Raw genomic sequence first — 25246 nt, forward strand, 5'->3', positions numbered from 1 at the left:
CCATGGACGGACCGCTGCCCGCCGCCCGCCTCGCCGGCGTCAGCCTTCGCTATGGCCGGACGCTGGCGCTGGATAGCGTCGCGGTCGATCTGCCCGGCGGGTGCATGGCCGGGCTGATCGGCCCGGACGGGGTGGGCAAGTCCAGCCTGCTCGCGCTGGTGGCCGGCGCGCGCAAGGTGCAGGAAGGGCGGGTCAGCGTGCTGGGCGGCGACATCGCCTCGGCGCGCTACCGCGCCGAGGTGTGTCCGCGCATCGCCTACATGCCGCAGGGCCTGGGGCGCAATCTGTATCCCACGCTGTCGGTGGAGGAGAACCTGCAATTCTTCGGCCGCCTGTTCGGCCACGATGCGGCCGAGCGCCGGCGGCGTATCGATGCGCTCACCGCCAGCACCGGGCTCAGGGCGTTTCTGTCGCGACCGTGCGGCAAGCTGTCCGGCGGCATGAAGCAGAAGCTCGGGCTGTGCTGCGCCCTGATCCACGATCCGGACCTGCTGATCCTGGACGAACCGACCACCGGCGTCGATCCGCTGTCGCGCAGCCAGTTCTGGGAGTTGATCGGCAGCATCCGCACGCAGCGGCCCGGGATGAGCGTGCTGGTCGCCACGGCGTACATGGAGGAAGCCGAGCGCTTCGACTGGCTGGCGGCGATGGATCGCGGCCGCGTCCTGGCGACGGGCACGCCGGCCGCACTGCGCGAACGCACCGGCACGGCGACGCTGGAGGCGGCCTTCATCGCCTTGCTGCCGGAAGACCGCCGCCAGGGACACCGCGCCGTGGCGGTGCCGCCGCTGGCCAAGGCGGCCGGCGCGGACGGCGAAGCCGCGGTGGAAGCGCGCGGCCTGACCATGCGCTTCGGCGATTTCACTGCGGTCGACCATGTGGACTTCCGCATCCGCCGCGGCGAGATCTTCGGCTTCCTCGGCTCCAACGGCTGCGGCAAGACCACCACCATGAAGATGCTCACCGGCCTGCTGCCAGCCAGCGAGGGCCAGGCCTGGCTGTTCGGGCGCGAGGTGGATCCGAAGGACCTCGCCACGCGCCGCCGCGTGGGCTATATGTCGCAGTCCTTCTCGCTGTACGGCGAACTGACGGTGGAACAGAACCTGGTGCTGCACGCGCGGCTGTTCCAGGTGCCTGAGCCGGATATCGGCCCGCGCGTGGACGAGATGCTGCGGCGCTTCGGCCTGGAGCACGCGCGCGCCGCGCTGCCCGAACGCCTGCCGCTGGGCATGCGCCAGCGCCTTTCGCTTGCGGTGGCGGTGGTGCATCGGCCGGAGTTGCTGATTCTCGACGAGCCGACGTCCGGGGTGGACCCGGTGGCGCGCGACATGTTCTGGCAGCTGATGGTGGATCTGGCGCGCAAGGACGGCGTCACCATCTTCATCTCCACGCATTTCATGAACGAGGCGGAGCGCTGCGATCGCATCTCGCTGATGCACGCCGGGCGCGTGCTGGTGAGCGACAGTCCGGCAGGGCTGGTAAGGGCGCGCGGCACGGCGACGTTGGAAGATGCGTTCATCGCCTACCTGAAGGAAGCGAGCGGCGTGGAAGCGGAGGCCGCCGCGCCGGCCGCGCCTCTCTCCGGCGCCGCGCCCAAGCCGGCATCCGCCCGCGCGGGCAGGGCGCGGCGGTTTCGTTTCAGCGTCGCGCGGGCTTTCAGCTACTCCCTGCGCGAGACGCTGGAACTGCGGCGCGATCCGGTGCGCGCCACGCTGGCGCTGCTGGGCACCGCGGTGCTGATGTTCATCATCGGCTACGGCATCAGCATGGACGTGGAGGACTTGCCGTACGCGGTGCTCGACCGCGACCAGACCGCGCTCAGCCAGGCCTATGCGCTGAATCTGTCCGGCTCGCGCTATTTCATCGAGAAGCCAGCGGTGACCGACTATGCCGACCTCGATGCGCGCATGCGCGCGGGACGGCTGGCCCTGGCGATCGAGATTCCGCCCGGATTCGGTCGCGACCTGGAGCGCGGCGCCGGTGTGCAGATCGGCGCGTGGGTGGATGGCGCCATGCCGACGCGCGCCGAAACTGTTCGCGGCTACGTGCAGGCCATGCACCAGGGCTGGCTGGTCGACATGGCGCGCCGTCGCCTCGGCGCCACGCTGGCCGCGCCGGCCGCGGTGGAGACGCGTTATCGCTACAACCCGGACGTGAAGAGTCTGCCGGCGATGGTGCCGGCGGTGATTCCGCTGCTGCTGATGATGATTCCCGCCATGCTGGCGGCGCTGTCGGTGGTGCGCGAGAAAGAGCTGGGGTCGATCCTCAATTTCTACACCACGCCAGTGACGCGGGCCGAGTTCCTGCTCGGCAAGCAGCTGCCGTACGTGGCGCTGGCAATGTTCAATTTCCTGCTGATGACGCTGCTGGCCGTGACCGTGTTCGGCGTGCCGGTGAAGGGCAGCTTCGCCACGCTCACGCTGGGCGCGCTGGTCTTCGTCGCTTCCTCGACCAGCTTCGGGCTGCTGGCGTCCACCTTCACGCGCAGCCAGATCGCGGCCATGTTCGTAACCATGATCGGCACGATGATCCCCTGCGTGCAGTTCTCCGGCCTGCTCAATCCGGTGTCGTCGCTGGAAGGCGCGGGCGCGGCGATCGGTGCGGTGTATCCGGCCACCCACTTCCTCACCATCAGCCGCGGCGTCTTCAGCAAGGCGCTGAGCCTTGGCGACCTGGGCGGCTCGTTCCTGCCGCTGGCGCTGGCCGTGCCGGTGATCCTCGGCGCGGCGCTGCAGCTGCTGCGCAAACAGGAGCACTGATCGTGCGCCTCGATACGCGCGCGCAGTTCGCGGCCATCTTCCGCCTCGGCGTGAAGGAGCTGTGGAGCCTGTTGCGCGATCCGATGATGCTGGTGCTGATTGCCTACACCTTCACCGTCTCGATCTATGTCGCCGCCACCGCGTTGCCGGAAAGCCTGCACAACGCCACGATCGCCATCGTCGACGAGGACGGTTCGCCGCTGTCCGCGCGCATCGCCTCGGCGTTCTATCCGCCGCACTTCCGCCGTCCGGAACTGATCTCCCTGGCAGAGATGGATGCCGGCATGGACAGCGGCCGCTACACCTTCGTGCTGGATATTCCGCCGGATTTCCAGCGCGATGTGCTCGCCGGGCGCACGCCTTCAATGCAGCTGAACATCGACGCCACGCGCATGAGCCAGGCCTTCACCGGCAACGGCTACATCCAGCAGATGGTCAACGACGAGGTGAACGAATTCGTGCAGCGCCATCGCGGCGCGAGCGTGCCGCCGGTGGACCTGGTGTTGCATGCGCGCTTCAACCCGAACCTGGAGGAAAGCTGGTTCGGCGCGCTGATGGAGATCATCAACAACGTCACCATGCTGTCGATCATCCTCACTGGCGCGGCGCTGATCCGCGAGCGCGAGCACGGCACCATCGAACATCTGCTGGTGATGCCGGTGAATCCGTTCGAGATCATGGTCGCCAAGGTGTGGTCGATGGGGCTGGTGGTGGCGCTGGCGGCGCTGGTCGCCCTGGTTTTCGTGGTGCAGGGCGCGCTGCACGTGCCGGTGCACGGTTCGGTCGCGTTGTTCATGCTGGCCACCGCGGTGCACCTGTTCGCCACCACGTCGCTGGGCATCTTCCTTGCGACGGTGGCGCGGTCGATGCCGCAGTTCGGCATGTTGATCGTGCTCGTGCTGGTGCCGCTGGAGCTGCTGTCCGGCGGCACGACGCCGCGCGAGAGCATGCCGGCGTTCGTGCGCGACGTGATGCTGGCCGCACCGACCACGCATTATGTGTCGGTCGGCCAGGCCATTCTCTACCGCGGCGCGGGGTTGGGCGTGGTGTGGCCGCAGTTGCTCGCGAACCTGGCGATCGGCGCAGTGCTGTTCGGCGTGGCGCTGGGCCGGTTCCGCCGGACGATCAGCCAGATGGCCTGAGCGGAGCGGCGGCCTGGCTGATGGCGCAGGCTGTCGTCACGCTGGCGTCAGTGCGGCAGCGTGGCCGGGTCGTAGCGGTTGCGCGGGTTCCACAGCATCCAGCCATCGCTGTCCTGCCGCTCCGCGGCCTGCGTCTGCGCGCCGATCTCGTGCGCGCCGAACTCCCGCTTGTCGAAGGCATAGTCCTGGAAGGCCTGCAGCCAGGGACGGAAGCGCACACCGGGCAGGCCGGTGCGGCGCCGGGCTTCGGCCAGCGAGCGGCTGACGATGCGGCCGGGATCGAGCATCGGGTTGGCCTGTCCGGGCAGGCCCCAGGTGAAGCCGGAGGGGTAGAGCATGGGCGACAGGTAGTCCAGCGTTGGCGCCAGCGTTTCCAGCTGCTGGCCGATGGCGGTGTCGTCGGCGTTCCAGCAGACGTAGCCGAAGATGTCTGCGGCGAGGAATACGTTGTAAGGCGCCAGGCGTTCGCGCGCCGCGCGCAGGAAACCATCGATGGCAGCGACACGTGCGGCGCGCGTGCTCGGCTGCGAGAAATGCGGCGAGCCGGCGTCGGGAAAGCGCACGTAGTCGAACTGCACCTCGTCGAAGCCCATCCGCGCCGCTTCCTCCGCGATGGCGATGTTGTGATCCCATACCTCGTGCACGAATGGGTCGGTCCAGGCGAGTTGCTCGCGGTCCTGCCACGGGCCGCCGGCGGCGTCGTGCACAGCCCATTCCGGATGGGCGCCGGCAAGCGGCCCGTCCTTGAACACCACGACGCGCGCGATCAGGTAGAAGCCCTGGCGGTGCAACTCGGGCACCAGACGGTCCAGCCCGGCGTGCGGCGAGGGCGGCGCAAAGCGGGTGGCGCCGATCGTCTCGCGCGCGGCGCTGGAGTAGGGGGTCTGGCCGCGGTCGCTCTTCAAGTCGATCACCAAGGCATTGATGCCGTTGCTTTCCTTCAGCGCGAGCGCTGCGTCGCGCAGGCCCGGGTTGGCGACGCCATAGGCGGAGAGATAGACGGCTTTCGGGCGGAACGGGGTCAGGGCGATCGTGAGCGGCGCTGCGTCGAGCGGCGCCGGCTGGTCCGTCCGCCGATAGCCCGGCGCCCGCGCCAGCACCTGCCGGGCGTCGGCCGGCAGATCGAACGCACCCTCGCCGTCGGCGCGCCGTTCGGAGCCGTCGATGGTCACGACCGCGCCGGCGATCGGCTGCTGCGTGGATGCGTCGACGACGAGGCCTCGCGCGGCCTGGGCCATCGCATCGGTGGCGGCGGTCAGGGACAGGAACAGGAACAGCATGAGTACGACGCGTTTCATAACGAATTCACTGGCTCCGGGGGGCGTTCCCGCTCTCCCAGCAGGCGGGCAAGAGCGCTGGGCGTGACGGCATCCGTCATCAGGAAACGGGGCAGGGCCATGATCGCGTCGCCGCGATGTACGAGTCGTGCCTCGAGCGTGAATCCGGCGACATACCCCGCTTGCGCCGCCCGGTCGTGCAGCAGCGGGTCATGCACGCCGAACGGCCACGCAAGCAGGTCGACCGGCACGCCCAGCTCGCGTTCGAGCCTGGCCTTTGAACGAAGCAGCTGGGCGTCGACGAACGCCAGGTAATCCGCCGGATCGCGCTGCCGGCGTTCCATTTTGAAGTTGGGGTGCCAATAGGTATGCGACTGGATGTCGAACAGGTGAGTCGCATGCAGTTCGCGCAGCTGCTCCCAAGTCATGGCATAGGGCGCGTTGGAGATCGCCGAGGGATAGATGAACAGCGTCACCGGCAAGCGCTCGCGTCGAGCAACGGGCAGCAAGGCCTCGTACACGGAGCGATGCCCATCGTCGACGGTCAGCACGACGGCTCGTGGCGGCAGCTTGGCGGCCGGATCGCGCAGCCAGGCCAGCACCTCGCGCAGCGGTACGATGCGATAGCCGCGCGCGTGCAGGTAGGCCAGCTGGGCTTCGAACGTGGACATGCGCACCGTCATGCCGTCGTTCATGCGATCGGCGAAGCGGTGATAGACCAGGATCGCCACTTTCGGCTGGTCGCCGACAGGCGAGGCATCGGTGCCGACGGCGGCCAGCGGCACGCAGAGGGACAGGCAAAGCAGGCAGAGGAGGGCGTGCAGGCGCCGCGACGCATCGGGCGCGCGCCGCAGGAGGGTCGGCATACGGCATCCATGACGATGAGTGTCTGGCGGTTAGTGTGCGCGGTCCGGCGGGGTGGTCCGGTTGATGCAGATCAAGCGCGCACCATCGTCCGGCGTTCCAAAGGGAACGACGCCACGGATGCCTTGCCGCCCGGACGTACCCGTCGCTAGGCTGGCCCCTCCTGCATGAGGACAACGCATGTCAGATAGCCTGCTTTCGCTCAACGGATTGATGGAGCCGCTCCGCGGCTTCGTTGCGGTCGGGCGGCACATGAGCGTCACCGCGGCCGCCGCCGAGCTGTGCCTCACCCAGTCCGCGGTGAGCCGGCAGGTGCAGGCGCTGGAAAGCCGGCTGGGCGTGCGGCTGCTGCGCCGCGGGCATCGCTCGATCGGCTTTACCGCGGAGGGCGAGCGGCTGTTTCGCAGCGCGGACCTGGCATTGCGCCAACTGCAGGAAACCCTGGCCGCCGTCGCGCCCGCCCCGGAGCAGCGACCGGTGACCGTCAGCGCGAGCATCGGCGTGACCGGGTTGTGGCTGCTGCCGCGCATGGGCCGGTTCCAGCAGCGCCATCCCGGCATCGACCTGCGCGTGGCGGCGGGCAACCGGCTGGTGGATCTGCGCGCGGAGAACGTGGACCTGGCGATCCGTTACTGCGCGCGCGCCGACGCGCCGCCCGGCGCCGAGCACCTGTTCGGCGAACAGCTGGTGCCGGTCGCCCGGCCGGCAGCGGGCGTGCGCCGCTGGCGCAGCGCTGCCGACGTGGAGGGGCAGGTCCTGCTCGAGTACGACGACGACCGGCGTCCCTGGCTGCAGTGGCGGGCCTGGTTCGAGGCGCGCGGCTGGAAGGTCCGGCCCAAGGCGATGCTGCGCTTCAATCAATACGACCAGGTGGTGCATGCCGCTGCGGCCGGCCAGGGCGTCGCGCTCGGGCGTATGCCGCTGCTGGAACTGTGGTTCGAGGAGCGGCGGCTCCGCGCGCTGGATGCGCCGCGTCCACCGTCCGGCACCGACCATGCCTACTGGCTGATCCGCGCGCAGTCGTCGCCGCGAGCCCACGTTCGCGCCGTGGCGGAATGGCTGGTCGAGGAGGCCGGCATCGGCCGGAAGGAGTCCCGCCGCTGACGCGCTTTCGCATGCGTACGGCGCATGTGATTGGTGCATGCTTTGCGCTTGAAGCGGGGAGGGCGGCGACGTTCACTGAAGGCTCTTCCTTAGCCGGGATCGGCCATGAATTACACCTTCGCCCTTTCCGCGCCGCCGTCGCCGCCGGCGGTGCGCGCCACGCTCAGTTATCTCGCGCCGAATGAGCAGGCGCCGGTGCACTACGCCTTCGAACCGCCGCCGGGCACGCCGTGGGAAAGCGCTCGCTATGACGATTGCCCGGTCGACATCGGTGACGCTCGCCAGTGGCGAAACCGACCGTCGGTGCATCGTGAGGGCTTCGCGCTGTGGAATGCCCCGACGGCGCTGCGCGACCATGGCGACGATGAGGAAATCCGCCGCGTCTACTACCCGGAGCTGGAGGCGCTGGCCCTGGCCGCGACGGGCGGGCAGCGGGCGTACGTGTTCGATCACCTGGTGCGCGAGAGCGCCCCGGTCGCGTCGCTCGACTTCGGCCGGTCGGCGCGTGGGCGGGCCGCGGCGCCCAATGCACGCATCCACAACGACTACACCGAACGCTCCGGCCGCCTGCGCCTGGCTCTCGTGCTGGGCGAAGATGCCGGCATCGGCGCGGGGCCGCGCTATTGCATCGTCAATCTCTGGCGTTCGTTGCGCGGGCCGGTGCTGGATACGCCGCTGGCGGTCTGCGACGCCCGCAGCGTCGATGCCTCCGATCTGGTCGAAGCCGAGGTGCGCTATCCGCGGCGCACCGGGGCGATCTATGTCGCGCTGCGCTCGCCGCGCCACCGCTGGTGGCATTACCCCGGAATGGATCGCCACGAGGTGCTGGTCTTCAAACAGTACGACTCGCAGTGGAGCGGCGTCGCGCGGCTGGTGCCGCATGCGGCCTTCGCCCACCCCGAGGCGCCGGCTGGCGCGCCGCCGCGCCTGAGCATCGAGGCGCGTTGCCTGGTCCTGTTCGATGAACGACAAGGGAGTGTTTCATGATCGAGTGCTGGTTCGAGTTCGGTAGCAATTACAGCTATCTGTCCGTGATGCGCATCGAGCAGGAGGCGGCCGTCCGCGGCGTGCGCGTGGTCTGGCGGCCGTTCCTGCTGGGGCCCATCTTCAAGGCGATGGGCTGGGACAGCTCTCCCTTCGTGTTGCAGAAAGCCAAGGGCGACTACGTGTGGCAGGACATGCCGCGGCAGTGCCGCAAGTACGGCCTGCCATGGCAGCAGCCCAGCCGGTTTCCCCGGCGCGCACTGCTGCCGATGCGCGTGGCGCTGCTGGGCGAGGAGCAGCCGTGGATGGCCGAATACTGCCGGCGCGTGATGCGGATGAACTTCGGCGAAGACCGCGATATCGACAACCCGGAAGCCGTGCGCGAAGCGCTCGAAGGTCTCGGGGTATCCGCCGACGAGTTGCTGCGCGAGGCTGCGAGTGACGAGGTGAAGCAGCGCTTGCGCGAGCGGACGGAAGCCGCGGCGGCGAGGGGCGTCTTCGGCGCGCCGACGTTCTTCGTGCGCGGCGAGCGGTATTGGGGGAACGACCGCCTGGAGGATGCGTTGGAGGCGGCGATGGGGGCGGTGGCGTGGTGACGCGGTTTTTCGTCGCGAACGGAAATCGCAGGTGGACGGTGCGCGTTACGGAATGGAATGTTGTGGCGAGGCGCGTCAGGTGGGGCGGTTGCGCTCCGTAGGGCCCTCGCCGCGGCCCTCTCCCCGGAGGGGAGAGGGGGCGTGACGTAACGCTGGGTTTAGCGGCGGAACCAGTCGAGATCGACGGCTTTGGCCATCGCATCGAAACCCGCGCCGTTCGGGTGCAGGTGATCGCCGCTGTCGTAGGTAGGCAGCATCCGGTCCGGATGCGCGGGATCGCGGATGGCCTTGTCGAAATCCGCGACACCATCGAAGGCGCCGCCGTCGCGGATCCATGCATTCACCGCTTCGCGCTTTTTCTCGTTACGCGACGAGTGGTACGGCCAGCCCGCGCCACCGAACGGCGTGAGGGTCGCGCCGTAGATCTTCACGCCCTTGGCGTGCGCGCGGGCGATCAATTGCTTCATGCCCTCGATGATCTGCTCGGCCGACACGTTGTCCGCCGGCGTCCCCGGCTGGCCGGAGCCGCCGATGTCGTTGATGCCTTCCAGCAGCACGATCCAGCGCACCCCGGGCTTGTCCAGCGCGTCGCGGTCGAAGCGCGCCTGCGCGCTGGGGCCGAAGCCGTCGTTGAGCACGCGGTTGCCGCCGATGCCGGAGTTGACCACGGCGACCTTGGCCAGCCCGGGGTCGGCGCGCAGGCGTTCGGCGAAATGGTCCGGCCAGCGCTCGTAGGTGTCGGACCTGGCACCCACGCCGTCGGTGATCGAATCGCCGAAGGCCACCACTGCGTGCCGTTCATCCGGGCCGGCGACTTCCACGTCGCTGAGGAAGAAGCGGCTGCCGTGCACTTCCGTGCCGGGAAAGCTCGTGGCCGCCGTGGCATCGCCGGTTTCGGTGAGGTAAGTGGTGGCGAGGCCGGCGTTGTGCAGCGTGGACGGGCCGGGCGTGGCCGTGGCCGGGATGTAGAGGCTGACCGTCAGTTCCTGCAGCGGCTTCACGTCCATCGCCATGGGGTCGCTCAGCACGCTCTCGCCCTTGGGGACGGTGACGGTGCGCTTTCCGCCGAAGGACACGGCATGGTCGCTGCCGGCTACGGTGGACGAACCCTGCGCGCGCAGTGCGATCCGCGCCGGCCCGATCGTCACGGGGCCCGCGCCGAACAGATTGGACAGCCGGATGCGTACGGCCGAGCCGCCGGCGCTGATCCGCACCACCTGCCGCACGGTCTGGTCGGACAGGTGCGGTCCTGGCGAATCCACAGCCGCGCCCCAGGCCGCGACCCAGTGCGATGCGGATGCTGTGGGCGGATGGCTCCATGCCGGCGCGAACAGGGCGCACAGCGAACCGAGCAGGACGAGCTTGAGCAACTGACGGGGCATACCAGGTCCTTTGCCATACGGGCGGAGCGCCTCTATAGCAAAAGCCTCGTTACGGTATCTGCGATCCGCTTTTACAAATTCCACAAGACGCACCTCGCGTAGCGATTCGCCGACACCGGGGCCTTGGGAAGAGGGCGCGATGCGCCTGAGCTTCTTCCTGCGGTGGTCATGTAACGCGAGGGGTGGCGGTTCTCGCCGGGGTTGGGCGTGTCACGTAACTCGAGGAGTTTTTCGGTCGAGAACGAGCGAAGACAGGTTGCGCGAAGAAGTTATCTCAACCATCTGAAATATAAATATATAGATTGGCCCATGCGGCCCGCTGAGGCGGTGGCGACCCCCGAATTTCGGTGGGCGGAACGAGCCACGACAAGTCACTTCAAAAATCCGTCCTAACTAGCTTCGATCAAAGAAATTTCTTCAAGAAACTCCGGATTTCTGCTTGCAATTTTAAGTTACGTAACTTAAAATCAGCCCCAGCCAACCAGGAGTCACGAACCATGGTCGACACCCGCGATCCCGGCACGCTTCCGCTGCCTTTCACCTTCAAACGCAGCCGTGGCCGTCCCCGCAAGGAAAGTCCGTTGACCGGCGCCCAGCGCCAGGCACGCTTTCGTGCACGCCGCGAAGCGCAGGCCCGGCAGCTTCACGAGCGCCTGCTCAAGGTGCTGGGTTATCTGGAGGGCGGCGATACCGGCAGGGCGCGCGACGAGCTGGCGTCGCTCGTGGCGGTGACGTCACGCAAATAAGTTTTCGCGTCATCGCGCATGTCGACGCTCGCACTGAGTGGCGAGCATGCGGTGGTGTCGTGCAGGCGATGGGCGGAAGTCCCGTCGCCGAGTCTGTGCGTCGCCATGCGATGGCGAGACATCTTTCGGGCATCGCATGCTGTTTCGATGGGCCGCACGCGGATCAGTACTTCGCTCGCGCAAGGTGCGATGCCGATCACAGAATCATGTTTCAGCGTGCCGCATCCGCGGTGCGTTCCGTTGCCATTCCGCCATAGCTTGCGGTGCGCAGTCTCTTGCAAGCCATGGATCGCACGCGGTTTGGCGCCAGGCGCGGCGCCGTTTCGCTCGTCTGCCGCACGTATTTTCGCCGTGGATCGCAAATAGTTTTCGTTGACGGCGTGCTCGAGCGTCGTGAAAGCTGATGCGAGATTCAGGGGATCCCAAGGACCACTCATCGCATCGGGAATGGAGTTCTCCGTCCGTCTGCGGCCATGTCCGGCGGAACGTCAGCGAGATGACACTTCATTCGACCCGTGACCGTGGCACGCCGGTGCGACGCGGTATCGCTTGCCCGAAGAACGGGGCATGCGAGGTGAGGTCGTTCGTCAACTCAAATCCAAGGACCAAGACATGTCAGGTTACGGTGGTTACGGCGGTTATGGTGGCTACGGTGGTTATGGCGGCTATGGCGGTTACGGTGGCTATGGCGGCTACGGCGGTTATGGTGGCTACGGAAGCTACGGCGGTTATGGCGACTACGGCGACGGCAGCTACGCCTACGGCTACGACGACGGCGATACGGGCAATCCCCCGGTCTCGGCCACGGCCAGCGGCAGGACGGTGACGTTCACCACGCAGGACGGCAACACGTTCACGCAGACGGGCAACCACCCCGACCGCGACAACAATCCGCTGGACATCCGTTCCGGCTCGTTCGCCACCTCGCATGGTTCCATCGGCCAGGATGCGGGCTTCGCGATCTTCCCGGACGTACAGACCGGCATCGATGCGGCCAAGGCCAACATGGACCGTATCAACACCGCAGCAGGCGGCAACGACACGCTGGCGCAGATCATTACCGTGTGGTCGCCGCCGAGCGAGAACAACACGTCGGCAATGATCAACACGATTCCGACCAACGCGGGCCTGAGTTCGTCGAGCCAGTGGAGCTCGCTGACCTCCGCGCAGCAGGACGCCTTCATCCGGTCGTACGCGACCTACGAAGGCTGGCACGGCCACTGAGGACATGGCCCGGGCCGCGCGCCCGGGCCTTTTTCCGCGTCTGTCCATGGAGAACACCATGTCGTCCCTTGTTCGTCGGCTCCCGCTCGTTGCGCTGCTCGGCTGCCTGCTCTCGGCGGGCACGGCCGCGGCGGAGAATTGCAGCACCGCATTGCGCGATCCCGGCAGCCGTGCCGCGACGGCCGCGCCCGCGGCCTGCACCCGTATCGGCCCCGTGGCGCTGGGGATGAGCGAGGCACAGGTGAATGCCGCGCTGGGCCGCCCGGAGTATGCGTCCGGTGCGGCTGCGCCTCATCCCTTCCGCGTGTACGTCTATCCGCGCGACCTGGCCGCCACGCTGGCCAGGCAGCCGCAACCGGAGACTGAGGTTTCCCACAGCGAGCTGCGCGTCGTATTCCAGGACCACAAAGTCGTCGCGCTGTCGGCCATCTCCGATGCGCGCACGCCCTTGCCGTTCGGGCTCGGCGACGTACGCCTCGGCCAGCCGATGAACGCGATCGCCGGCGCCACCGGTGCCCAGCTCCGCTGGAACGCCACCCGCGACGAGGCCTTCATCGACCGGATGCCGCTGTCGTTCGACGTGGACGATGGCAATGGCGAAGCCTATGGCGTGCACGTGGCGACGGACATGGCTGCGCTCGGGCTGGGCCCGGTGACGCAGTTCCATTTGCGCAAGGACGGCGGGCAGGGGCGTGTGACGGGATTCCGCATCAGCGTGGATGCCCTGACCGACGCGCACTGAGGCACCAGAGGCGGCGACAGGGATGGTCGAGACCACCGACACGGGCTTGATGGCGCTGACCCTGCTCGCGCGCCGGCAAGGCGTGGCCACCACCGCGGCGCTGCTGGCGCACGACCTGGCCCTGGCCGGCCGCCACGCGAGCAGCGACGAGCTGCTGGTAGCGGCCACGCGGCTGGGCTTGCCGGCGCGGATCGTCCGCCGCAAGGGGCGGCGCTTCCTCCACGACCTGGACGGGCCCGTCATGCTGCGCCTGAAGGAGGGCGGCTACGCGATCCTGCGCAAGCGCAAGGACGGCATCCTGCATTTGCACGATCCGCGTGCGCACGCGGGCCGACCGCTGACCGCCGACGAAATCCTCGAGCGCTGGTCCGGCGAGGCCATCCTGGTGGGGCTGAAGTCCGCCGCCGCCGCCGAGAACCGCACGCTGGGCTTCGCCTGGTTTCTCGACGCCATGCGGCGCTACCGCAAACCGTTCGGGCACGTGGTGGTGGCATCCGTCTTCGTGCAGGTGTTCGCGCTGGTCACGCCGCTGCTGTTCCAGGTGATCATCGACAAGGTGCTGGTCCACAAATCGGTGACCACGCTGTACGTCGTGGCGGCGGCGATGGTGCTGATCGGGCTGTTCGACGTCACCTTGCAGTACCTGCGCTCCTACGTGGTCGCGCACACATCCAGCCGCCTGGACGTGGAGATCGGCTCCAAGCTGCTGCACCGGCTGTTCTCGCTGCCGCTGGCCTATTTCGAAAAGCGCCCGGTGGGGCAGACCATCGCGCGCGTGCGGGAGCTGGAGAACATCCGCGCTTTCCTCACCGGCCCCGGCCTCACCTCGGGCATCGACACGCTGTTCGCGGTGCTGCTGCTGGTGGCCATGCTCGCGTATTCGGCGACCCTGACCGGGATCGTGGTGGCGATGGTGCTGGTGAACGTGTTGACCGTGGCGGTGATCCGCCCGCTGCTGCGGCAGCGCATCCGCGAGAAGTTCTATCACGGCGCCGAGAGCCACCAGTTCCTGGTGGAAGCGGTGGCCGGCGCGCCCACCATCAAGGCCGCCGCGATCGAGCCCCTGGTAGTCCGGCAGTGGGAGGAGAAGCTCGCCACCTACGTGCGCTCGGCCTTCAAGGTGGTGATGCTCAATAACGTCGGGCAGAACATCGTCCTATATCTGAACAAGCTCACCACCGCGCTGATCCTGCTGTTCGGCGCCAGGGCGGCGATCGCCGGCGACATGACGGTCGGCGGCCTGGTGGCCTTCAACATGATTGCCAACCAGCTCCTCGCGCCGGTGGTCAGGCTGTCCAACTTCTGGCAGGAGTTCCAGCAGGTGCAGGTGTCCATCGAGAAGGTGGGCGACATCCTGCAGGCGGAGCCGGAGCGCCACGCAGGCGTGACGCATCCCAACCACGACGTGGTGGGCGCCATTTCCATCCGCCACCTGCACTTCCGGCACGTGCCGGGCGGCCGCCCGACGCTGGAGGACGTCTCGCTGGAGTTGCCGGCGGGGCAGGTGCTGGGCATCGTCGGCCCGTCCGGCTCGGGCAAGTCGACGCTGGCGAAACTGCTGCAGCGGCTCTACGAGCCGGAGAGCGGCCAGATCCTGATCGACGGCGTCGACATCACCGAAGTCAACGCCGCATGGTTGCGCAAGCGCGTGGGCGTGGTGCTGCAGGAGAACCTGCTGTTCAACCGCACCGTGCACGAGAACATCGCCTTGAACGCGCCCTGGCTGACGCGCGATCGCGTGGTCGCGCTGGCCCGGCTCGCCGGCGCCGACGGCTTCATCCGCGCGCTGCCCATGGGCTACGACACGCCCATCGTCGAGCGCGGCGCCAATCTTTCCGGCGGCCAGCGGCAGCGCATCGCCATCGCGCGCGCCCTGGCCAACGATCCGCGCATCCTGATCTTCGACGAGGCCACCAGCGCGCTGGACTACGAGAGCGAACAGGTGATCCAGGCCAACATGGCCAAGATCGCCAAGGGGCGCACGGTCGTCATCATCGCCCACCGCCTGGCCGCCGTGCGCCATTGCGATTCCATCGTGGGCATGGCGGATGGCCGCATCGTGGAGCAGGGCAGCCATGAGGAACTCCTGCAGCGCGCGCATGGCCTCTACGCGCGGCTGTGGAATCTGCAGGCCGGCGTCGTGCCGCAGGAGGAGCCGGCATGAAGTGGCGCCGCTCGCTCGACGCCTTCCGGCGCGATCGCGCTTCCGTCGGCGAATTTCTCAGCGCGGCGCGCACCATCGTCGAATCCAACCCCTCGCCCGTGCGCGTCGGCATGATGCTGACGATCTGCACGTTGCTGGTGGTGGCGCTGCTGGCGGGCTTCTTCTGCCGCGTGGACATCTACGCCACCGCGCGCGGACGCATCCAGCCGCAGGGCCGCAGCAAAGTCGTACAGCCGGTGGCGGAGGGCAAGGTGGCCAGGGTGAACGTGCAGAACGGCGATCGCGTCCGGGCCGGACAGGTGCTGGTGGCGCTGGAAGCCGTCGATGCGGCGGCGGTCTGGCGCCAGAAAAGCGATCTGAAGATCGGCCTGGAGGCGCAGGTGGTGCGCCTGCGCGAGGCGGTGTCCGCCGCGCGTGCGGCCACGTGGGGCGGCGCGCATCCGCTGGCCTTTCCCCAGGACGTGGATGGCGAGACGCGCCGGCGCGAGCAATCCGTGCTGGATGCCGACCTCGCCGAGCTGCACGCCACGCTCGATCTGCTCGACGCCAAGCTGCAGCAGCAGATCCAGCACGAGCGGACGCTATCGGCGGACGTCGCCGCGCAGCAGGCGCTGGTGCACACCAGCGGGCAGCGCGTGACCATGCACGAGGAGCTGGCCAAACGCGGCTACGACAGCCAGGTGCAGCTGGTCAACGCGCAGGAGGACCTCAACACCCAGGCCGCGAGCCTCGCCAATGCGAGGGGCGGGCAGGCGGAGGCGCGCGCCGAGATCAAGGTGACCCAGGCGCAGCGGGCCGAGGCGATCTCCAAGTTCATCCTCACCAACAGCCAGCAGCTCGACGACAGCGAGAAGAAGCTGCAGCAGGCCGCGCAGGACCTGGTCAAGGCGCAGTACCAGCTCGAACACACCACGCTCGTGGCCCCCATCGATGGCACCGTGCAGGAAGTGGCCGTCACCACCATCGGGCAGGTCGTCAACGCGGGCCAGCAATTGATGACCATCGTGCCGACCGGCTCGCGGCTGGAGATCGAGGCGCAGGTGCTGAACAAGGACGTCGGCTTCGTGCAGGCGGGCCAGGCCGTGGTAGTGGAGGTGGACAGCTTCCCCTTCACTCGTTACGGCACGGTGGCGGGCCGCGTACTGCATGTATCGCGCGATGCCGTCACCAGCACCGAAGTGGCCTCCACCGAATCCACGCAGAACCGCTCGGTGTCGCCCGAGGCGTCCGCGGCCGCGCCGCTGCCGAAGATGGACGCGCTGGTCTATCCGGTGACCATCGCACTGGACCGGTCGGACATCGTCGTGGATGGTGTGCCGCGTCCGTTGACGCCGGGCATGTCCGTCGTGGCCGAGATCCGCACCGGCGACCGCCGCCTGCTCGAATACCTGCTCTCTCCCGTGCTCGAGTCGATCGAGAACGCGGGGCACGAACGCTGAACCCAGGCACTGGAACCGATCAATGGACAAGGGCATTCACTTCATTTCCGGCATGCCGCGCTCCGGCACGACCTTGCTGGCGGCCATCCTCAACCAGAACCCGCATTTCCACGCGGGCATGAGCACGCCGGTGGCAGCGATGTTCGGCGCCTTGCAGACCACCATGAGCGGCAAGAGCGAGTTCCATCCGTTCATCGACGACGACAAGCGTTCGCACGTGCTGCGCGGCATCTTTTCCAGCTATTACGCCGACATCCATGCCGACAAGACGGTGTTCGACACCAACCGCTCGTGGACGAGCAAGCTGCCCGCATTGGCTCGGATCTTCGAGCAGGCCAGGATCGTGGTGTGCGTGCGTTCGATCGTGGCGATCATCGAAAGCATCGAGCGCATCGCCCAGCAGAATCCGCTGGAGCCGTCGCGCATGTTCGGCTATTCCGCCAAGGGCAACATCTACTCCCGCGCCGATACGCTGCTGAGCCCGGAGGGGCTGGTGGGCGCGGCCTACAACGGCCTGAAGGAGGCGTTCTACGGCGCGCACAGCGACCGCATCGTGGTGGTGCCGTACGAGTCGCTGGTGCGCGATCCGGAGAAGACGCTGCGCGGCATCTACGCCTTCCTCGGCTTGGAGTATTTCCCGCACGATTTCGACAACCTCGCCTACAGCGCGGACGAGTTCGATCGCCGCCTTGGCGTGCCCGGCCTGCACCGGATCAAGCCGCGTGTCGAAGCGCAGGAGCGCGAGCGCATCGTGCCGCCGGACCTGGCATATCGCTATATCGAGAGCGCGTTCTGGGAACGCGAGGGCGCCAATCCCAAGAGGGTGCGCATCCTATGATCGGTTCGTGGCTGGAGCGCCTGGCCGTGCGTTCGGCGCGCTCGCGGGAGGATGGTGGCGCCGTCGTCGCTGCGGCACCGGACGGCGCCGCGCCCGATGCGGCAGCGATGTCCTCCGCCCGGCGCTGGCTTTACGAGGCCGCGTATCCCGGCGCGGGCGAGCCGGCGAAGGCGGGGCGGATCGGGCGGGACGAGGCGATCGACCTGGCGAGGGATTTCGCCCTTGCGCACTTTCCCGGCGTCGCGGCGGTGTTCGGTTTCGGTTCCGCGTTCAACGGCGGGTTCCGGCCGTATTCCGACATCGATCTGGTAATCGCCTTGCCGCGCGGCCGCTTCCTGCGGAACCGCTGCCTGTTGCATCGCGGCGTGCCGATGGAGCTGCACGTGTTCGGGCTGGAAGGCGCCGATCGCGTGATCGGTTTCGCGCGCCGCAGCGGCAATGCATCCGTGCTGTTGCCGATCGCCCAGGGCGAAGTGCTGCTCGACCAATACCTCATCGCGGACGAGATCAAGCGCCGCTTCGCGCAGGCGTACGAAGCCGGTCCCGAGCCGGCGCCGGCGACGGCGATCCATGCGTTGCGCCACATGATTACCACGCAGTTGCTCGACCTGGCCGGCGGCCTGTCGCCGGAGGAAGCCACCGCTTCGGCGTTGAGCGTGTATCCGCTGCTGATGCGGCTGCTGTATGCCACCGGCCAGAGCTGGCGCCATCGCGGCAAGTGGGCCGCGCGGCACGGCGAGCGGCTCATGGGCGGCCTGGCCGCGAAGGTCCATGCCGCTTATCGCGCCGCGATGGAGGGCGATCCGGAGCCCTTGCTCGCGCTGGCGCTCGATGTGCTCGATCGCGCGGGTGGCCCGCTCTGGGCGCCGCATGTCGATGAGGTGACGTTCCGGGAGACCGCCTGATGGCCCGCTGGCGGCACGTCGCGGCATGGGGTTTCATGGTCGCGTGCGTGACCACGGCGCGGGGGGAAGCAGGCATGGGCGTGCGCCAGGAGATCCCGATCGCGCGGACGCGGCTGGCCGACGGCGCGATCCGCTACAGCGTGCCGTTGTCGATCGACGGCGGCGCGCCGATGCAGGCGATGCTCGATACCGGCTCGACGGGGCTGCGCCTCGTGCGGCAGCCGCCGTCCGCCGCGAAGCCCGGCGACGGCGCCAGCCTGGATTTCGCCTACACGTCGGGCGTGATGGTCTCCGGCCGCGTCGTGCCGGTGGAATTGCGCCTGGGCGGGGCGAGCGCCTGGAGCACGTCCGCGCATTTCGTCGAATCGATCGGCTGCGTGGAAGCGAGGCCGCACTGTCCGGCGTCGATGGTGGGCTACGACACGTTCGGTTTCGGCGGCGACGGCGTGCCCGGCGCGGGTTTCCCGGCGATCCTGGGCATCGCCATGCGTCCGGCTGACGCGAAGCACCCCTGGGCGCATCCCCTCGAAGCGGGCGCGGAACGCTGGCTGGTGGAGGCGCCGCGTGCGTTCGACGCGCATGGCCGGCTCGTGCTCAATCCTTCCGAGGACGAGTTGCGAGGCTTCGAATACATCCCGCTTGCCGAAGGCGCCGGCCATGCCGGCGTGCCGGCCGATGCGGTGCAGGGGTGCGTGGCGATCGACCAGGGCGCCGAGCACTGCGGTCCGCTCGTGCTGGACCTGGGCGCCAATGGCATCCGGCTCGCCGGTGCCGGCGAGCCGTCCGGCGACGGCGCGAAAGTGAGGATCCGCATCGGCCAGGCCGAGGTGCGGTTCGTCTCGGGGCAACGTCCGCCGCTCGATCGTTTCTTCCCGCAGCCGCAGGGGCGGGTGACGTCGCTGGGCGCATTGCCCTTCATGTTCTGGACGGTGCTGTACGACCCCGCGCACCACCGCATCGGCCTGCGGCCGCGCGAGCGCGGGCCGGAGGCGGAGGCCGGCCGCTAGCGTCGTCGCCGGTTATGGCCGGCGCGCGCCAGTGCACCATCCAAAGCGTGGCTGACCGCACGCCGCGCGCCGGGGAGTGGGATACGATCCGGGCACGGGACAGGGGAGCGCGGGATGCCATCGCACAAGAGTGGGGGCAAGACGACCTCGGGCGGAGCCACGGGCATCAACAAGGCCGGCTCGGTGGCCGGAAAGCACACGTCGCCCAAGAAGGGCAAGCCCTATACGGCGAAGAGCGACAAGACGCTTACCGCATCGCAGGCCAAGAGCGGCGGATTCCGGCCGGACGTGGTCAAGCAGGTGGCGGCCGGGAAATCGATCAGCAAGGGTTCGTTCCGTTCGCCTTCCAATCCGACGCGGCGCGGCTTCAAGTCCGGCTACCACGAAGCCTATGTCGTGACCGACGCCACCAAGGTCCTGTCCCAGCGCAAGAAGTCCAGCAAGGGCTTCTCGCAGCTGCCCAAGAACAGCAGCGGTTCCTGGAAGAAACACTCTGGCGCCAAGATCCGCGAACAGAACGTGCGGCCCGCGCTGGAAGCGGGCGACGGGGCGCGCACGGACACCTCGCGCACCATCCTCAGCGCGCCGGGCGGCAAGGTGGCCGGGCATACCGGTTCGGGCGTGAAGACCACCGGGCAGGCCGAGGCGCACAACCTGTTGCGCGACCAGTCCGTCCGCGCCCTGTCCGATCCCCAGCTCTCGCCGGCCGCCCAGGGCGTGGTCGCGGGCCTGACCACCCTGTGGTCGATGGCACCGGGCAAGAACGCCGCGCAGGCGCAGGGCGCTTCCAAACTCAAGGACAAGCAGGCCAGGAAGACCTGGGAGGAAGACCGCAACGAAGGCAAGCGGCGTCTGTGGGCCAACTTCAAGAACCTGCCCAAGGCCGAGCGGAAGGCGGTCCTCAAGCATGACGAGGCGTTCCACAAAAGCCTCCAGGACAAGAAGCGCAAGCGCTCCATGGACCGCCCGGGCTCGCCGCTGCGGGAGACCGGCCCATCCAAGAAGAACAGTCCGATCCACGGCGGCGATTACTTCAAGAAAGAACCATCCAGCAAACGGCCGAAGGTGGAGCCGCCGACGAGCGGCTCGCCGCGCGATACCGCCCTGCACATCACCGAGCCGTTCCGGGCGCCGCGGCGGACCTAGCCGCCTTCTCGGTTGCGCCAAAAAGAAAGCCCCGTGCGGGACCTGCAACGGTCCAGCGCACGGGGCTCGCGACGGCGATGCCGGAAGCTCAGGCTTTGCGCGCGCGTCGCGTGGTCTTCGCGGCTTTCTTCGCGGCCTTCTTCGTGGCTTTGCTGGCCGACTTGGCAGCGCCCTTGCGGGCAGTGGCCGGCGAGGCGCGGCCGGCGCCGTCGATGAGCAGGCTGTCCAGCGTCACGCCGCGCTTCTTGAGCAGCGCCACCAGCCACAGCGGGCGCTTGCCGCGGCCGCTCCAGGTCTGGCTGGGATCCTCGGGGTTGCGGTACTTGGCCGGCACGCTCGCCTTGCCCTTCCTGCCCTTGGCGACCTGGCGCGGAAAGACGTCGCCGAGGGCGAGGCCGGCGGAATCGAGCAGCGCCTCGATCTTGCCGCGCACCTCTGCGATCTGCCGGCTGCGCGAATGCTCCAGTTGCGAGCGGGCCGTGCTGATCAGCGATTCCAGCTCCGACGGCGAAAGGGTCTTCAGATTGATGGCCATGTATGTTTCCTATGCCAGTAGCGGGCCCGACCTTAACACAGCGTCCCGGAAGCGCCGATCCTGCAAAGCCTCGCGGCATCTGGCCTGCGATCGTGTTCACGCATCCAGCGGAGCGGCCAGCAGGGGCGGGATGGCTTCCGCCAGGGCGTCGATGGCCGCGCGCGTCTTCGAAGGCAGGTAACGGGAGTGCGGCCAGACCAGATGGATCGCCATGGGCCGCGAGCGGCGGTGGCCCAGCACCCATTCCAGCTCCCCGGCGCGCACATGCGGCGCGAGCAGCCAGCACGGCAGCCAGGTCAGACCCACGCCGGCTACCGCGGCATCGGCGATTGCCTGCAGGTCGTCCAGGCGCATACGCACGTCGATCTTCGGATGATGCGGACGTCCCTCGTCGTCCAGCACCGCCCAGGGCACGTCGACGCCGTTGTGGTGGCGCACGATGCCGCGATGGCCGTCCAGGGCCTCCAGCGTGTCCGGCCTGCCATGGGCATCGAGGTAGGCGGGCGCCGCCGCGATCCCCATGTGCTGCAGGCCCAGGCCGCGCACCGCAAGGCTCGAACTGTCCGGCAGCGGCCCGACGCGCACCGCCAGGTCGATGCCTTCCTCGAGCAGATCCGCGCGGCGATCGCTGAAGGTCACGTCCAGTTCCAGTTGCGGATGACGCAGCACCAGTGCGCGCAACACCGGCGCCACGCAGCGCCGGCCGAACAGCACCGGCACGCTCACGCGCAGGCGTCCGCGCGGCTCCCGGTGGCCGCGTTCGAGCTCGGCTTCGGCAGCTTCCAGTTCGGTCAGCGCCCGCGCGCAACGTTCGTAATACGCCTGGCCGTCCTCGGTGAGGGCGAGGCTGCGGGTGGTGCGGTGGAACAGGCGCGTGCCCAGGCGTTGCTCCAGCTTCGCAATGGCCTTGCCCACCGCCGAGCGGGTGAGCTGAAGGCGCGCCGCGGCCTCGGCGAAGCTGCCGGCTTCCGCGGCCTGGACGAAGACGGCGACGCCGTCGAGCGGATCGGATGGGAGTTTATTGGCGCCCATGAGGAATCATTGAATGGAATGAATGGAGCCACTGTCGAGAGCGGTTCGCCGATATCGTACGTCCATCGCGGCCGCCGTGCCGCTTCTGTTCGGAGATTGCCCATGCATCCCGCCGCCAAGCGCATCCTGATCGTCTACGCCCATCCCGAGCCGCGTTCGCTCACCGCGCGGATGAAGGACTTCATGGTCGACCGCCTGCGCGCCCAGGGCCATGTCGTGGAGGTATCGGATCTCTACGCCATGGGTTGGAAGGCTACGCTCGACCGCGCCGACTTCGCTCACCTGGCGCCCGACGAGCGCGTCCGGCCCATGGAAGATTCGCAACACGCGCTCGAGACCGGCACGCAGGCGCCGGACGTGCAGGCCGAGCAGGACAAACTGCGCCGCGCCGACGCGGTGATCCTGCAGTTCCCGCTGTGGTGGTTCACCATGCCGGCCATCCTCAAGGGTTGGGTCGACCGCGTGTACGCGCACGGTTTCGCCTACGGCGTGGGCGAGCATTCGGACCAGCATTGGGGCGACCGCTACGGCGAAGGCATGCTGGCCGGCAAGCGCGCGATGCTGGTGGTGACGGCCGGTGGCTGGGAATCGCACTACACCGTGCGCGGCATCAACGGACCGATCGATGACCTGCTGTTTCCCATCCATCACGGTGTCCTGTTCTATCCCGGCTTCGACGTGCTACCGCCGTTCGTGGTCTACCGCGCGCACCGGATGGACGAGGCGCGCGCCGCCGGCATCGAAAGCGAGCTGGCCGCGCGGCTGGATGCCTTGTGGACGCAGGCACCCATCCCGTTCCGCCGGCAGAACTTCGGCGATTACGACATCCCGGCGCTCACCCTGAAGCCGGGCTTGGAGAACGAGGGCGCCGGTGGCTTTCGCCTGCACCTGCGCGAACCGGCCGGACACGAGCAGGGGCCGGCCGCGGCGGATCGCCGGGCGGAGGGCGCCGCCCGCGAGCGTGCAGGAGTCCGTCGACACGAAGGCAACGACGCGCTAACCGCCTAACGGTTTCCATCCAGGCATCCCGTTCACCCACGGCGGCGCGCGCGTGCCGCCGCCCGGAGAAACCTGGAGGAAACCGATGAAAGCCCTCGTATTTCACGACGTCAACGACATCCGCATGGACGACGTGCCCGAGCCGACGCTCGAACAGCCTACCGACGCCGTGGTGCGTCTCACTGCCTCGGCCATCTGCGGCACCGACCTGCATTTCGTGCGCGGTTCGCTTAAGGGCATGAAGCCGGGGACGGTATTGGGCCACGAGGGCGTGGGCATCGTGGAGCAGGTCGGCGACATGGTGCGCAACTTCCGGCCAGGCGACCGCGTGGTGATCTGTTCCTCCATTGCCTGCGGCAGCTGCGCCTACTGCCGGGCCGGCTACTTCGCCCAGTGCGACGGGGCCAACCCGGCCGGCAAGCGCGCAGGCACGGCGTTCTTCGGCGGGCCGGAGGCGTCCGGCGCGTTCAATGGCATGCAGGCGGAAAAGGTGCGCGTGCCGTTCGCCCACGTCGGCATGGTGAAAGTGCCGGACGACGTCAGCGACGACCAGGCGATCCTGGTGTCGGACATCTTCCCCACCGGCTACTACGCCGCCGACATGGCCGACATCCATCCCGGCCACGTGGTGGCGGTGTTCGGCTGCGGGCCGGTGGGGATCGCCGCCATCGTCAGCGCGCGGCTGATGGGCGCCGGCCGCATCATCGCGATCGACCACGAACCGAATCGGCTGGCGATGGCGCAGCGCCAGGGCGCGGAAGTCGTCGACTTCGATCGCGAGGACCCGGTGCAGACGGTGCTGGCGCTGACCAACGGCATCGGCGCCGACCGTGCCATCGACGCGGTGGGCGTGGATGCGGAACACGCGCATACCCACCCGGCCCAGGACGGCGATGGCCATGGCGATGGCGGCAAGGCGCATCGCTACCAGCCCGGCGATGCGCCTTCCCAGGTATTGGAATGGGCGATCGACGCCCTGGCCAAGGCCGGCACCCTGTCCATCGTCGGCGTCTACCCGGAGGAATTCACTCAGTTCCCGATCGGCAAGGCGATGAACAAGAACATCACCCTGCACATGGGCAACTGCAACCACCGCAAGTACGTGCCGCACCTGCTCGACCTGGTCGCCTCCGGCGTGTTCGATCCGGCCGACGTGCTGACCGAGGTCGAGCCCATGCACGACGCGGTGGCTGCCTATGCCGCGTTCGACCAGCGCAAGCCGGGCTGGCTGAAGGTGGAGTTGCAACCGGCCGCGTGAGGCACGCAGCCGTGGGCGGCGCCGAAGAATTACCCGATCGGGGCGGCGGCCGGGACCGCGGCATTGCGTAAGATCGTCGGCGCATGCGGTGTTTTGCTGGCCGCATGGCGCGCGCGGATGGATGGGCCTCCGCGCCTCCGAGCGGCGAGGAATGCGTGGACCGCCTGACGACGATGCAGGCCTTCGTGGCCGTGATGGAAGCCGGTTCGTTCTCCACCGCGGCCAGGCGGCTCGGCCTGGGGCAGCCGGCCGTTTCCAAGTCGATCTCGCAGCTGGAGCAGCGGCTGGACACGCGCCTGTTCGTCCGCAGCACGCGCGGGCTGCATCCCACCGAACCCGCACGGCTCTTCTACGAGCATGCGCTGCAGGCGCTGCATCACCTGGAGGAAGCCGAGCAGGCCGCGCGCGGGGAGGGCGCCGCGCTGGAAGGCGTGCTGCGCGTATGCTCGCCGGTGACGTTCGCGCGCATGCGGATCATCCCGCACCTCGGCCCGTTCCTGGCCGAGCATCCGGCGCTGACGCTGGACATCCGGCTGGACGACCGCAACGTGGACCTGCGGCGCGAAGGCGCGGACATGGCGATCCGGCTCGGGCCGCTGGACGACTCCTCGATGACCGCGCGCAAGCTGGCCAGTGCCCGCCGCGTGCTGGTCGCCTCCGCCGCCTATCTGCGGCGCCACGGCGTGCCGCGCGAACCGGTCGACCTGGCGCGGCACGAATTCGTCATCTACACGCGCGGCAAGACGCCGGCCACGGTGGACCTGCGCCGGGGCGAGGAGGCCGTGCAGGTGCCGGTTCGCGGCCGGCTGATCGTCAGCGCGATGGAGGGTTTGCGGGAGGCCGTGCTTGCCGGCCTGGGCATGGCCGCGACCTCGACGTGGGTGTTCGAAGAAGAGCTGGCGCGCGGCGAAGTGGTCGAGGTCCTGGAAGAGTGGTCGCAGCCGGCCATGGATGCGTGGGCCGTCTATCCGTCCGGACGTCTGCCGCCCGCGCGGGCGCGGGCCTTCGCCGCCTATGTGGAGCAGCTGCTCCATGCGGACTTGCCGGTGCGCTTCGGCGAGGAGCTGGACACCGGCGCTTGATCCGCGTCCGCGCCGGTCGGC

At 68.5% G+C, this 25246-nt stretch carries 22 protein-coding genes; 17 read left to right on the forward strand and 5 right to left on the reverse strand.

What is annotated here, in order from left to right:
- Positions 1 to 2: 2 nt before the first annotated feature.
- Positions 3 to 2759, forward strand: a complete 2757-nt coding sequence (rbbA, locus tag RKE25_RS12030; RefSeq protein WP_311838339.1) for a ribosome-associated ATPase/putative transporter RbbA — start codon at positions 3 to 5, stop codon at positions 2757 to 2759.
- A 2-nt stretch (positions 2760 to 2761) separates the two neighbouring features.
- Positions 2762 to 3901: an ABC transporter permease gene (locus RKE25_RS12035; RefSeq protein ID WP_311838340.1), complete on the forward strand. Its 1140-nt coding sequence runs from the start codon at positions 2762 to 2764 to the stop codon at positions 3899 to 3901.
- 47 nt (positions 3902 to 3948) lie between these two features.
- Here the strand turns inward: RKE25_RS12035 and RKE25_RS12040 are convergent, their stop codons facing one another.
- Both RKE25_RS12040 and RKE25_RS12045 read right to left on the reverse strand, forming a co-directional pair.
- Positions 3949 to 5199, reverse strand: coding sequence for a putative glycoside hydrolase (locus tag RKE25_RS12040; RefSeq protein ID WP_311838341.1), 1251 nt, complete (start codon positions 5197 to 5199; stop codon positions 3949 to 3951).
- On the reverse strand, positions 5196 to 6044 hold the full coding sequence (locus tag RKE25_RS12045; RefSeq protein ID WP_311838342.1) for a polysaccharide deacetylase family protein: 849 nt from the start codon (positions 6042 to 6044) through the stop codon (positions 5196 to 5198). Before RKE25_RS12045 ends, RKE25_RS12040 begins: the two co-directional genes overlap by 4 nt.
- Before the next feature lie 178 nt (positions 6045 to 6222).
- Between RKE25_RS12045 and RKE25_RS12050 the strand changes: the two genes are divergently transcribed.
- From RKE25_RS12050 to RKE25_RS12060, 3 genes are all read left to right on the forward strand, one after another.
- A complete protein-coding gene (locus RKE25_RS12050; protein ID WP_311838343.1) occupies positions 6223 to 7146 on the forward strand; it encodes a LysR substrate-binding domain-containing protein in 924 nt (307 codons plus the stop codon).
- A gap of 105 nt (positions 7147 to 7251) precedes the next feature.
- Positions 7252 to 8133: a CmcJ/NvfI family oxidoreductase gene (locus RKE25_RS12055; protein WP_311838344.1), complete on the forward strand. Its 882-nt coding sequence runs from the start codon at positions 7252 to 7254 to the stop codon at positions 8131 to 8133.
- Positions 8130 to 8726 carry a 2-hydroxychromene-2-carboxylate isomerase gene (locus tag RKE25_RS12060; protein ID WP_311838345.1) on the forward strand — a complete coding sequence of 199 codons (597 nt, stop codon included), beginning with the start codon at positions 8130 to 8132 and terminating at the stop codon, positions 8724 to 8726. The genes RKE25_RS12055 and RKE25_RS12060 overlap by 4 nt, the downstream gene beginning before the upstream one ends.
- A gap of 158 nt (positions 8727 to 8884) precedes the next feature.
- Here the strand turns inward: RKE25_RS12060 and RKE25_RS12065 are convergent, their stop codons facing one another.
- Positions 8885 to 10108: an SGNH/GDSL hydrolase family protein gene (locus RKE25_RS12065; RefSeq protein ID WP_311838346.1), complete on the reverse strand. Its 1224-nt coding sequence runs from the start codon at positions 10106 to 10108 to the stop codon at positions 8885 to 8887.
- Between the two features lie 497 nt (positions 10109 to 10605).
- Between RKE25_RS12065 and RKE25_RS12070 the strand changes: the two genes are divergently transcribed.
- From RKE25_RS12070 to RKE25_RS12110, 9 genes are all read left to right on the forward strand, one after another.
- Positions 10606 to 10854 carry a hypothetical protein gene (locus RKE25_RS12070; protein WP_311838347.1) on the forward strand — a complete coding sequence of 83 codons (249 nt, stop codon included), beginning with the start codon at positions 10606 to 10608 and terminating at the stop codon, positions 10852 to 10854.
- 612 nt (positions 10855 to 11466) lie between these two features.
- On the forward strand, positions 11467 to 12078 hold the full coding sequence (locus RKE25_RS12075; RefSeq protein ID WP_311838348.1) for a hypothetical protein: 612 nt from the start codon (positions 11467 to 11469) through the stop codon (positions 12076 to 12078).
- A 58-nt stretch (positions 12079 to 12136) separates the two neighbouring features.
- Entirely contained in the window at positions 12137 to 12820 is a 684-nt protein-coding gene (locus RKE25_RS12080) for a secreted signal peptide protein (RefSeq protein WP_311838349.1), read from the forward strand.
- Positions 12821 to 12842: 22 nt separating this feature from the next.
- Entirely contained in the window at positions 12843 to 14984 is a 2142-nt protein-coding gene (locus RKE25_RS12085) for a type I secretion system permease/ATPase (RefSeq protein ID WP_311838350.1), read from the forward strand.
- Positions 14981 to 16423: an HlyD family type I secretion periplasmic adaptor subunit gene (locus tag RKE25_RS12090; RefSeq protein ID WP_311838351.1), complete on the forward strand. Its 1443-nt coding sequence runs from the start codon at positions 14981 to 14983 to the stop codon at positions 16421 to 16423. The genes RKE25_RS12085 and RKE25_RS12090 overlap by 4 nt, the downstream gene beginning before the upstream one ends.
- Positions 16424 to 16445: 22 nt before the next feature.
- Positions 16446 to 17261, forward strand: a complete 816-nt coding sequence (locus tag RKE25_RS12095) for a sulfotransferase (RefSeq protein WP_311838352.1) — start codon at positions 16446 to 16448, stop codon at positions 17259 to 17261.
- Positions 17258 to 18166: a nucleotidyltransferase domain-containing protein gene (locus RKE25_RS12100; RefSeq protein WP_311838353.1), complete on the forward strand. Its 909-nt coding sequence runs from the start codon at positions 17258 to 17260 to the stop codon at positions 18164 to 18166. Before RKE25_RS12095 ends, RKE25_RS12100 begins: the two co-directional genes overlap by 4 nt.
- Positions 18166 to 19173, forward strand: a complete 1008-nt coding sequence (locus tag RKE25_RS12105) for a hypothetical protein (protein ID WP_311838354.1) — start codon at positions 18166 to 18168, stop codon at positions 19171 to 19173. The genes RKE25_RS12100 and RKE25_RS12105 overlap by 1 nt, the downstream gene beginning before the upstream one ends.
- Positions 19174 to 19287: 114 nt before the next feature.
- Entirely contained in the window at positions 19288 to 20319 is a 1032-nt protein-coding gene (locus tag RKE25_RS12110; protein ID WP_311838355.1) for a hypothetical protein, read from the forward strand.
- Positions 20320 to 20407: 88 nt separating this feature from the next.
- On the opposite strand, the gene RKE25_RS12115 is transcribed toward RKE25_RS12110, so the two are convergent.
- Together RKE25_RS12115 and RKE25_RS12120 are read right to left on the reverse strand one after the other, a co-directional pair.
- The gene (locus RKE25_RS12115; protein ID WP_311838356.1) at positions 20408 to 20854 is read right to left on the reverse strand and encodes an H-NS histone family protein; all 447 of its coding nucleotides are present in this window, start codon (positions 20852 to 20854) and stop codon (positions 20408 to 20410) included.
- A 96-nt stretch (positions 20855 to 20950) separates the two neighbouring features.
- Positions 20951 to 21886: a LysR family transcriptional regulator gene (locus RKE25_RS12120; RefSeq protein ID WP_311838357.1), complete on the reverse strand. Its 936-nt coding sequence runs from the start codon at positions 21884 to 21886 to the stop codon at positions 20951 to 20953.
- Between the two features lie 102 nt (positions 21887 to 21988).
- On the opposite strand from RKE25_RS12120, the gene RKE25_RS12125 reads away from it, so the two are divergent.
- The 3 genes from RKE25_RS12125 (at position 21989) to RKE25_RS12135 (ending at position 25225) form a co-directional block, all read left to right on the forward strand.
- Positions 21989 to 22894 carry an NAD(P)H-dependent oxidoreductase gene (locus tag RKE25_RS12125; protein ID WP_311838358.1) on the forward strand — a complete coding sequence of 302 codons (906 nt, stop codon included), beginning with the start codon at positions 21989 to 21991 and terminating at the stop codon, positions 22892 to 22894.
- Between the two features lie 76 nt (positions 22895 to 22970).
- Entirely contained in the window at positions 22971 to 24143 is a 1173-nt protein-coding gene (locus tag RKE25_RS12130) for a zinc-dependent alcohol dehydrogenase (protein WP_311838359.1), read from the forward strand.
- 155 nt (positions 24144 to 24298) lie between these two features.
- On the forward strand, positions 24299 to 25225 hold the full coding sequence (locus tag RKE25_RS12135; RefSeq protein WP_311838360.1) for a LysR family transcriptional regulator: 927 nt from the start codon (positions 24299 to 24301) through the stop codon (positions 25223 to 25225).
- Positions 25226 to 25246 lie beyond the last annotated feature (21 nt).

Origin of the sequence: Dyella sp. BiH032, from assembly GCF_031954525.1 — a bacterium.
Lineage (GTDB): Bacteria > Pseudomonadota > Gammaproteobacteria > Xanthomonadales > Rhodanobacteraceae > Dyella_D.

Excerpts from the sequence above, each read along its gene's own strand:
- rbbA (WP_311838339.1), top strand. The coding sequence starts at position 3 with ATGGACGGACCGCTGCCCGCCGCCCGCCTCGCCGGCGTCAGCCTTCGC.
- RKE25_RS12090 (WP_311838351.1), top strand. The coding sequence starts at position 14,981 with ATGAAGTGGCGCCGCTCGCTCGACGCCTTCCGGCGCGATCGCGCTTCC.
- RKE25_RS12085 (WP_311838350.1), top strand. The coding sequence starts at position 12,843 with ATGGTCGAGACCACCGACACGGGCTTGATGGCGCTGACCCTGCTCGCG.
- RKE25_RS12065 (WP_311838346.1), bottom strand. The coding sequence starts at position 10,108 with ATGCCCCGTCAGTTGCTCAAGCTCGTCCTGCTCGGTTCGCTGTGCGCC.
- RKE25_RS12070 (WP_311838347.1), top strand. The coding sequence starts at position 10,606 with ATGGTCGACACCCGCGATCCCGGCACGCTTCCGCTGCCTTTCACCTTC.
- RKE25_RS12125 (WP_311838358.1), top strand. The coding sequence starts at position 21,989 with ATGCATCCCGCCGCCAAGCGCATCCTGATCGTCTACGCCCATCCCGAG.
- RKE25_RS12115 (WP_311838356.1), bottom strand. The coding sequence starts at position 20,854 with ATGGCCATCAATCTGAAGACCCTTTCGCCGTCGGAGCTGGAATCGCTG.
- RKE25_RS12060 (WP_311838345.1), top strand. The coding sequence starts at position 8,130 with ATGATCGAGTGCTGGTTCGAGTTCGGTAGCAATTACAGCTATCTGTCC.
- RKE25_RS12055 (WP_311838344.1), top strand. The coding sequence starts at position 7,252 with ATGAATTACACCTTCGCCCTTTCCGCGCCGCCGTCGCCGCCGGCGGTG.
- RKE25_RS12045 (WP_311838342.1), bottom strand. The coding sequence starts at position 6,044 with ATGCCGACCCTCCTGCGGCGCGCGCCCGATGCGTCGCGGCGCCTGCAC.
- RKE25_RS12095 (WP_311838352.1), top strand. The coding sequence starts at position 16,446 with ATGGACAAGGGCATTCACTTCATTTCCGGCATGCCGCGCTCCGGCACG.
- RKE25_RS12105 (WP_311838354.1), top strand. The coding sequence starts at position 18,166 with ATGGCCCGCTGGCGGCACGTCGCGGCATGGGGTTTCATGGTCGCGTGC.
- RKE25_RS12130 (WP_311838359.1), top strand. The coding sequence starts at position 22,971 with ATGAAAGCCCTCGTATTTCACGACGTCAACGACATCCGCATGGACGAC.
- RKE25_RS12080 (WP_311838349.1), top strand. The coding sequence starts at position 12,137 with ATGTCGTCCCTTGTTCGTCGGCTCCCGCTCGTTGCGCTGCTCGGCTGC.
- RKE25_RS12040 (WP_311838341.1), bottom strand. The coding sequence starts at position 5,199 with ATGAAACGCGTCGTACTCATGCTGTTCCTGTTCCTGTCCCTGACCGCC.
- RKE25_RS12100 (WP_311838353.1), top strand. The coding sequence starts at position 17,258 with ATGATCGGTTCGTGGCTGGAGCGCCTGGCCGTGCGTTCGGCGCGCTCG.
- RKE25_RS12120 (WP_311838357.1), bottom strand. The coding sequence starts at position 21,886 with ATGGGCGCCAATAAACTCCCATCCGATCCGCTCGACGGCGTCGCCGTC.
- RKE25_RS12050 (WP_311838343.1), top strand. The coding sequence starts at position 6,223 with ATGTCAGATAGCCTGCTTTCGCTCAACGGATTGATGGAGCCGCTCCGC.
- RKE25_RS12075 (WP_311838348.1), top strand. The coding sequence starts at position 11,467 with ATGTCAGGTTACGGTGGTTACGGCGGTTATGGTGGCTACGGTGGTTAT.
- RKE25_RS12110 (WP_311838355.1), top strand. The coding sequence starts at position 19,288 with ATGCCATCGCACAAGAGTGGGGGCAAGACGACCTCGGGCGGAGCCACG.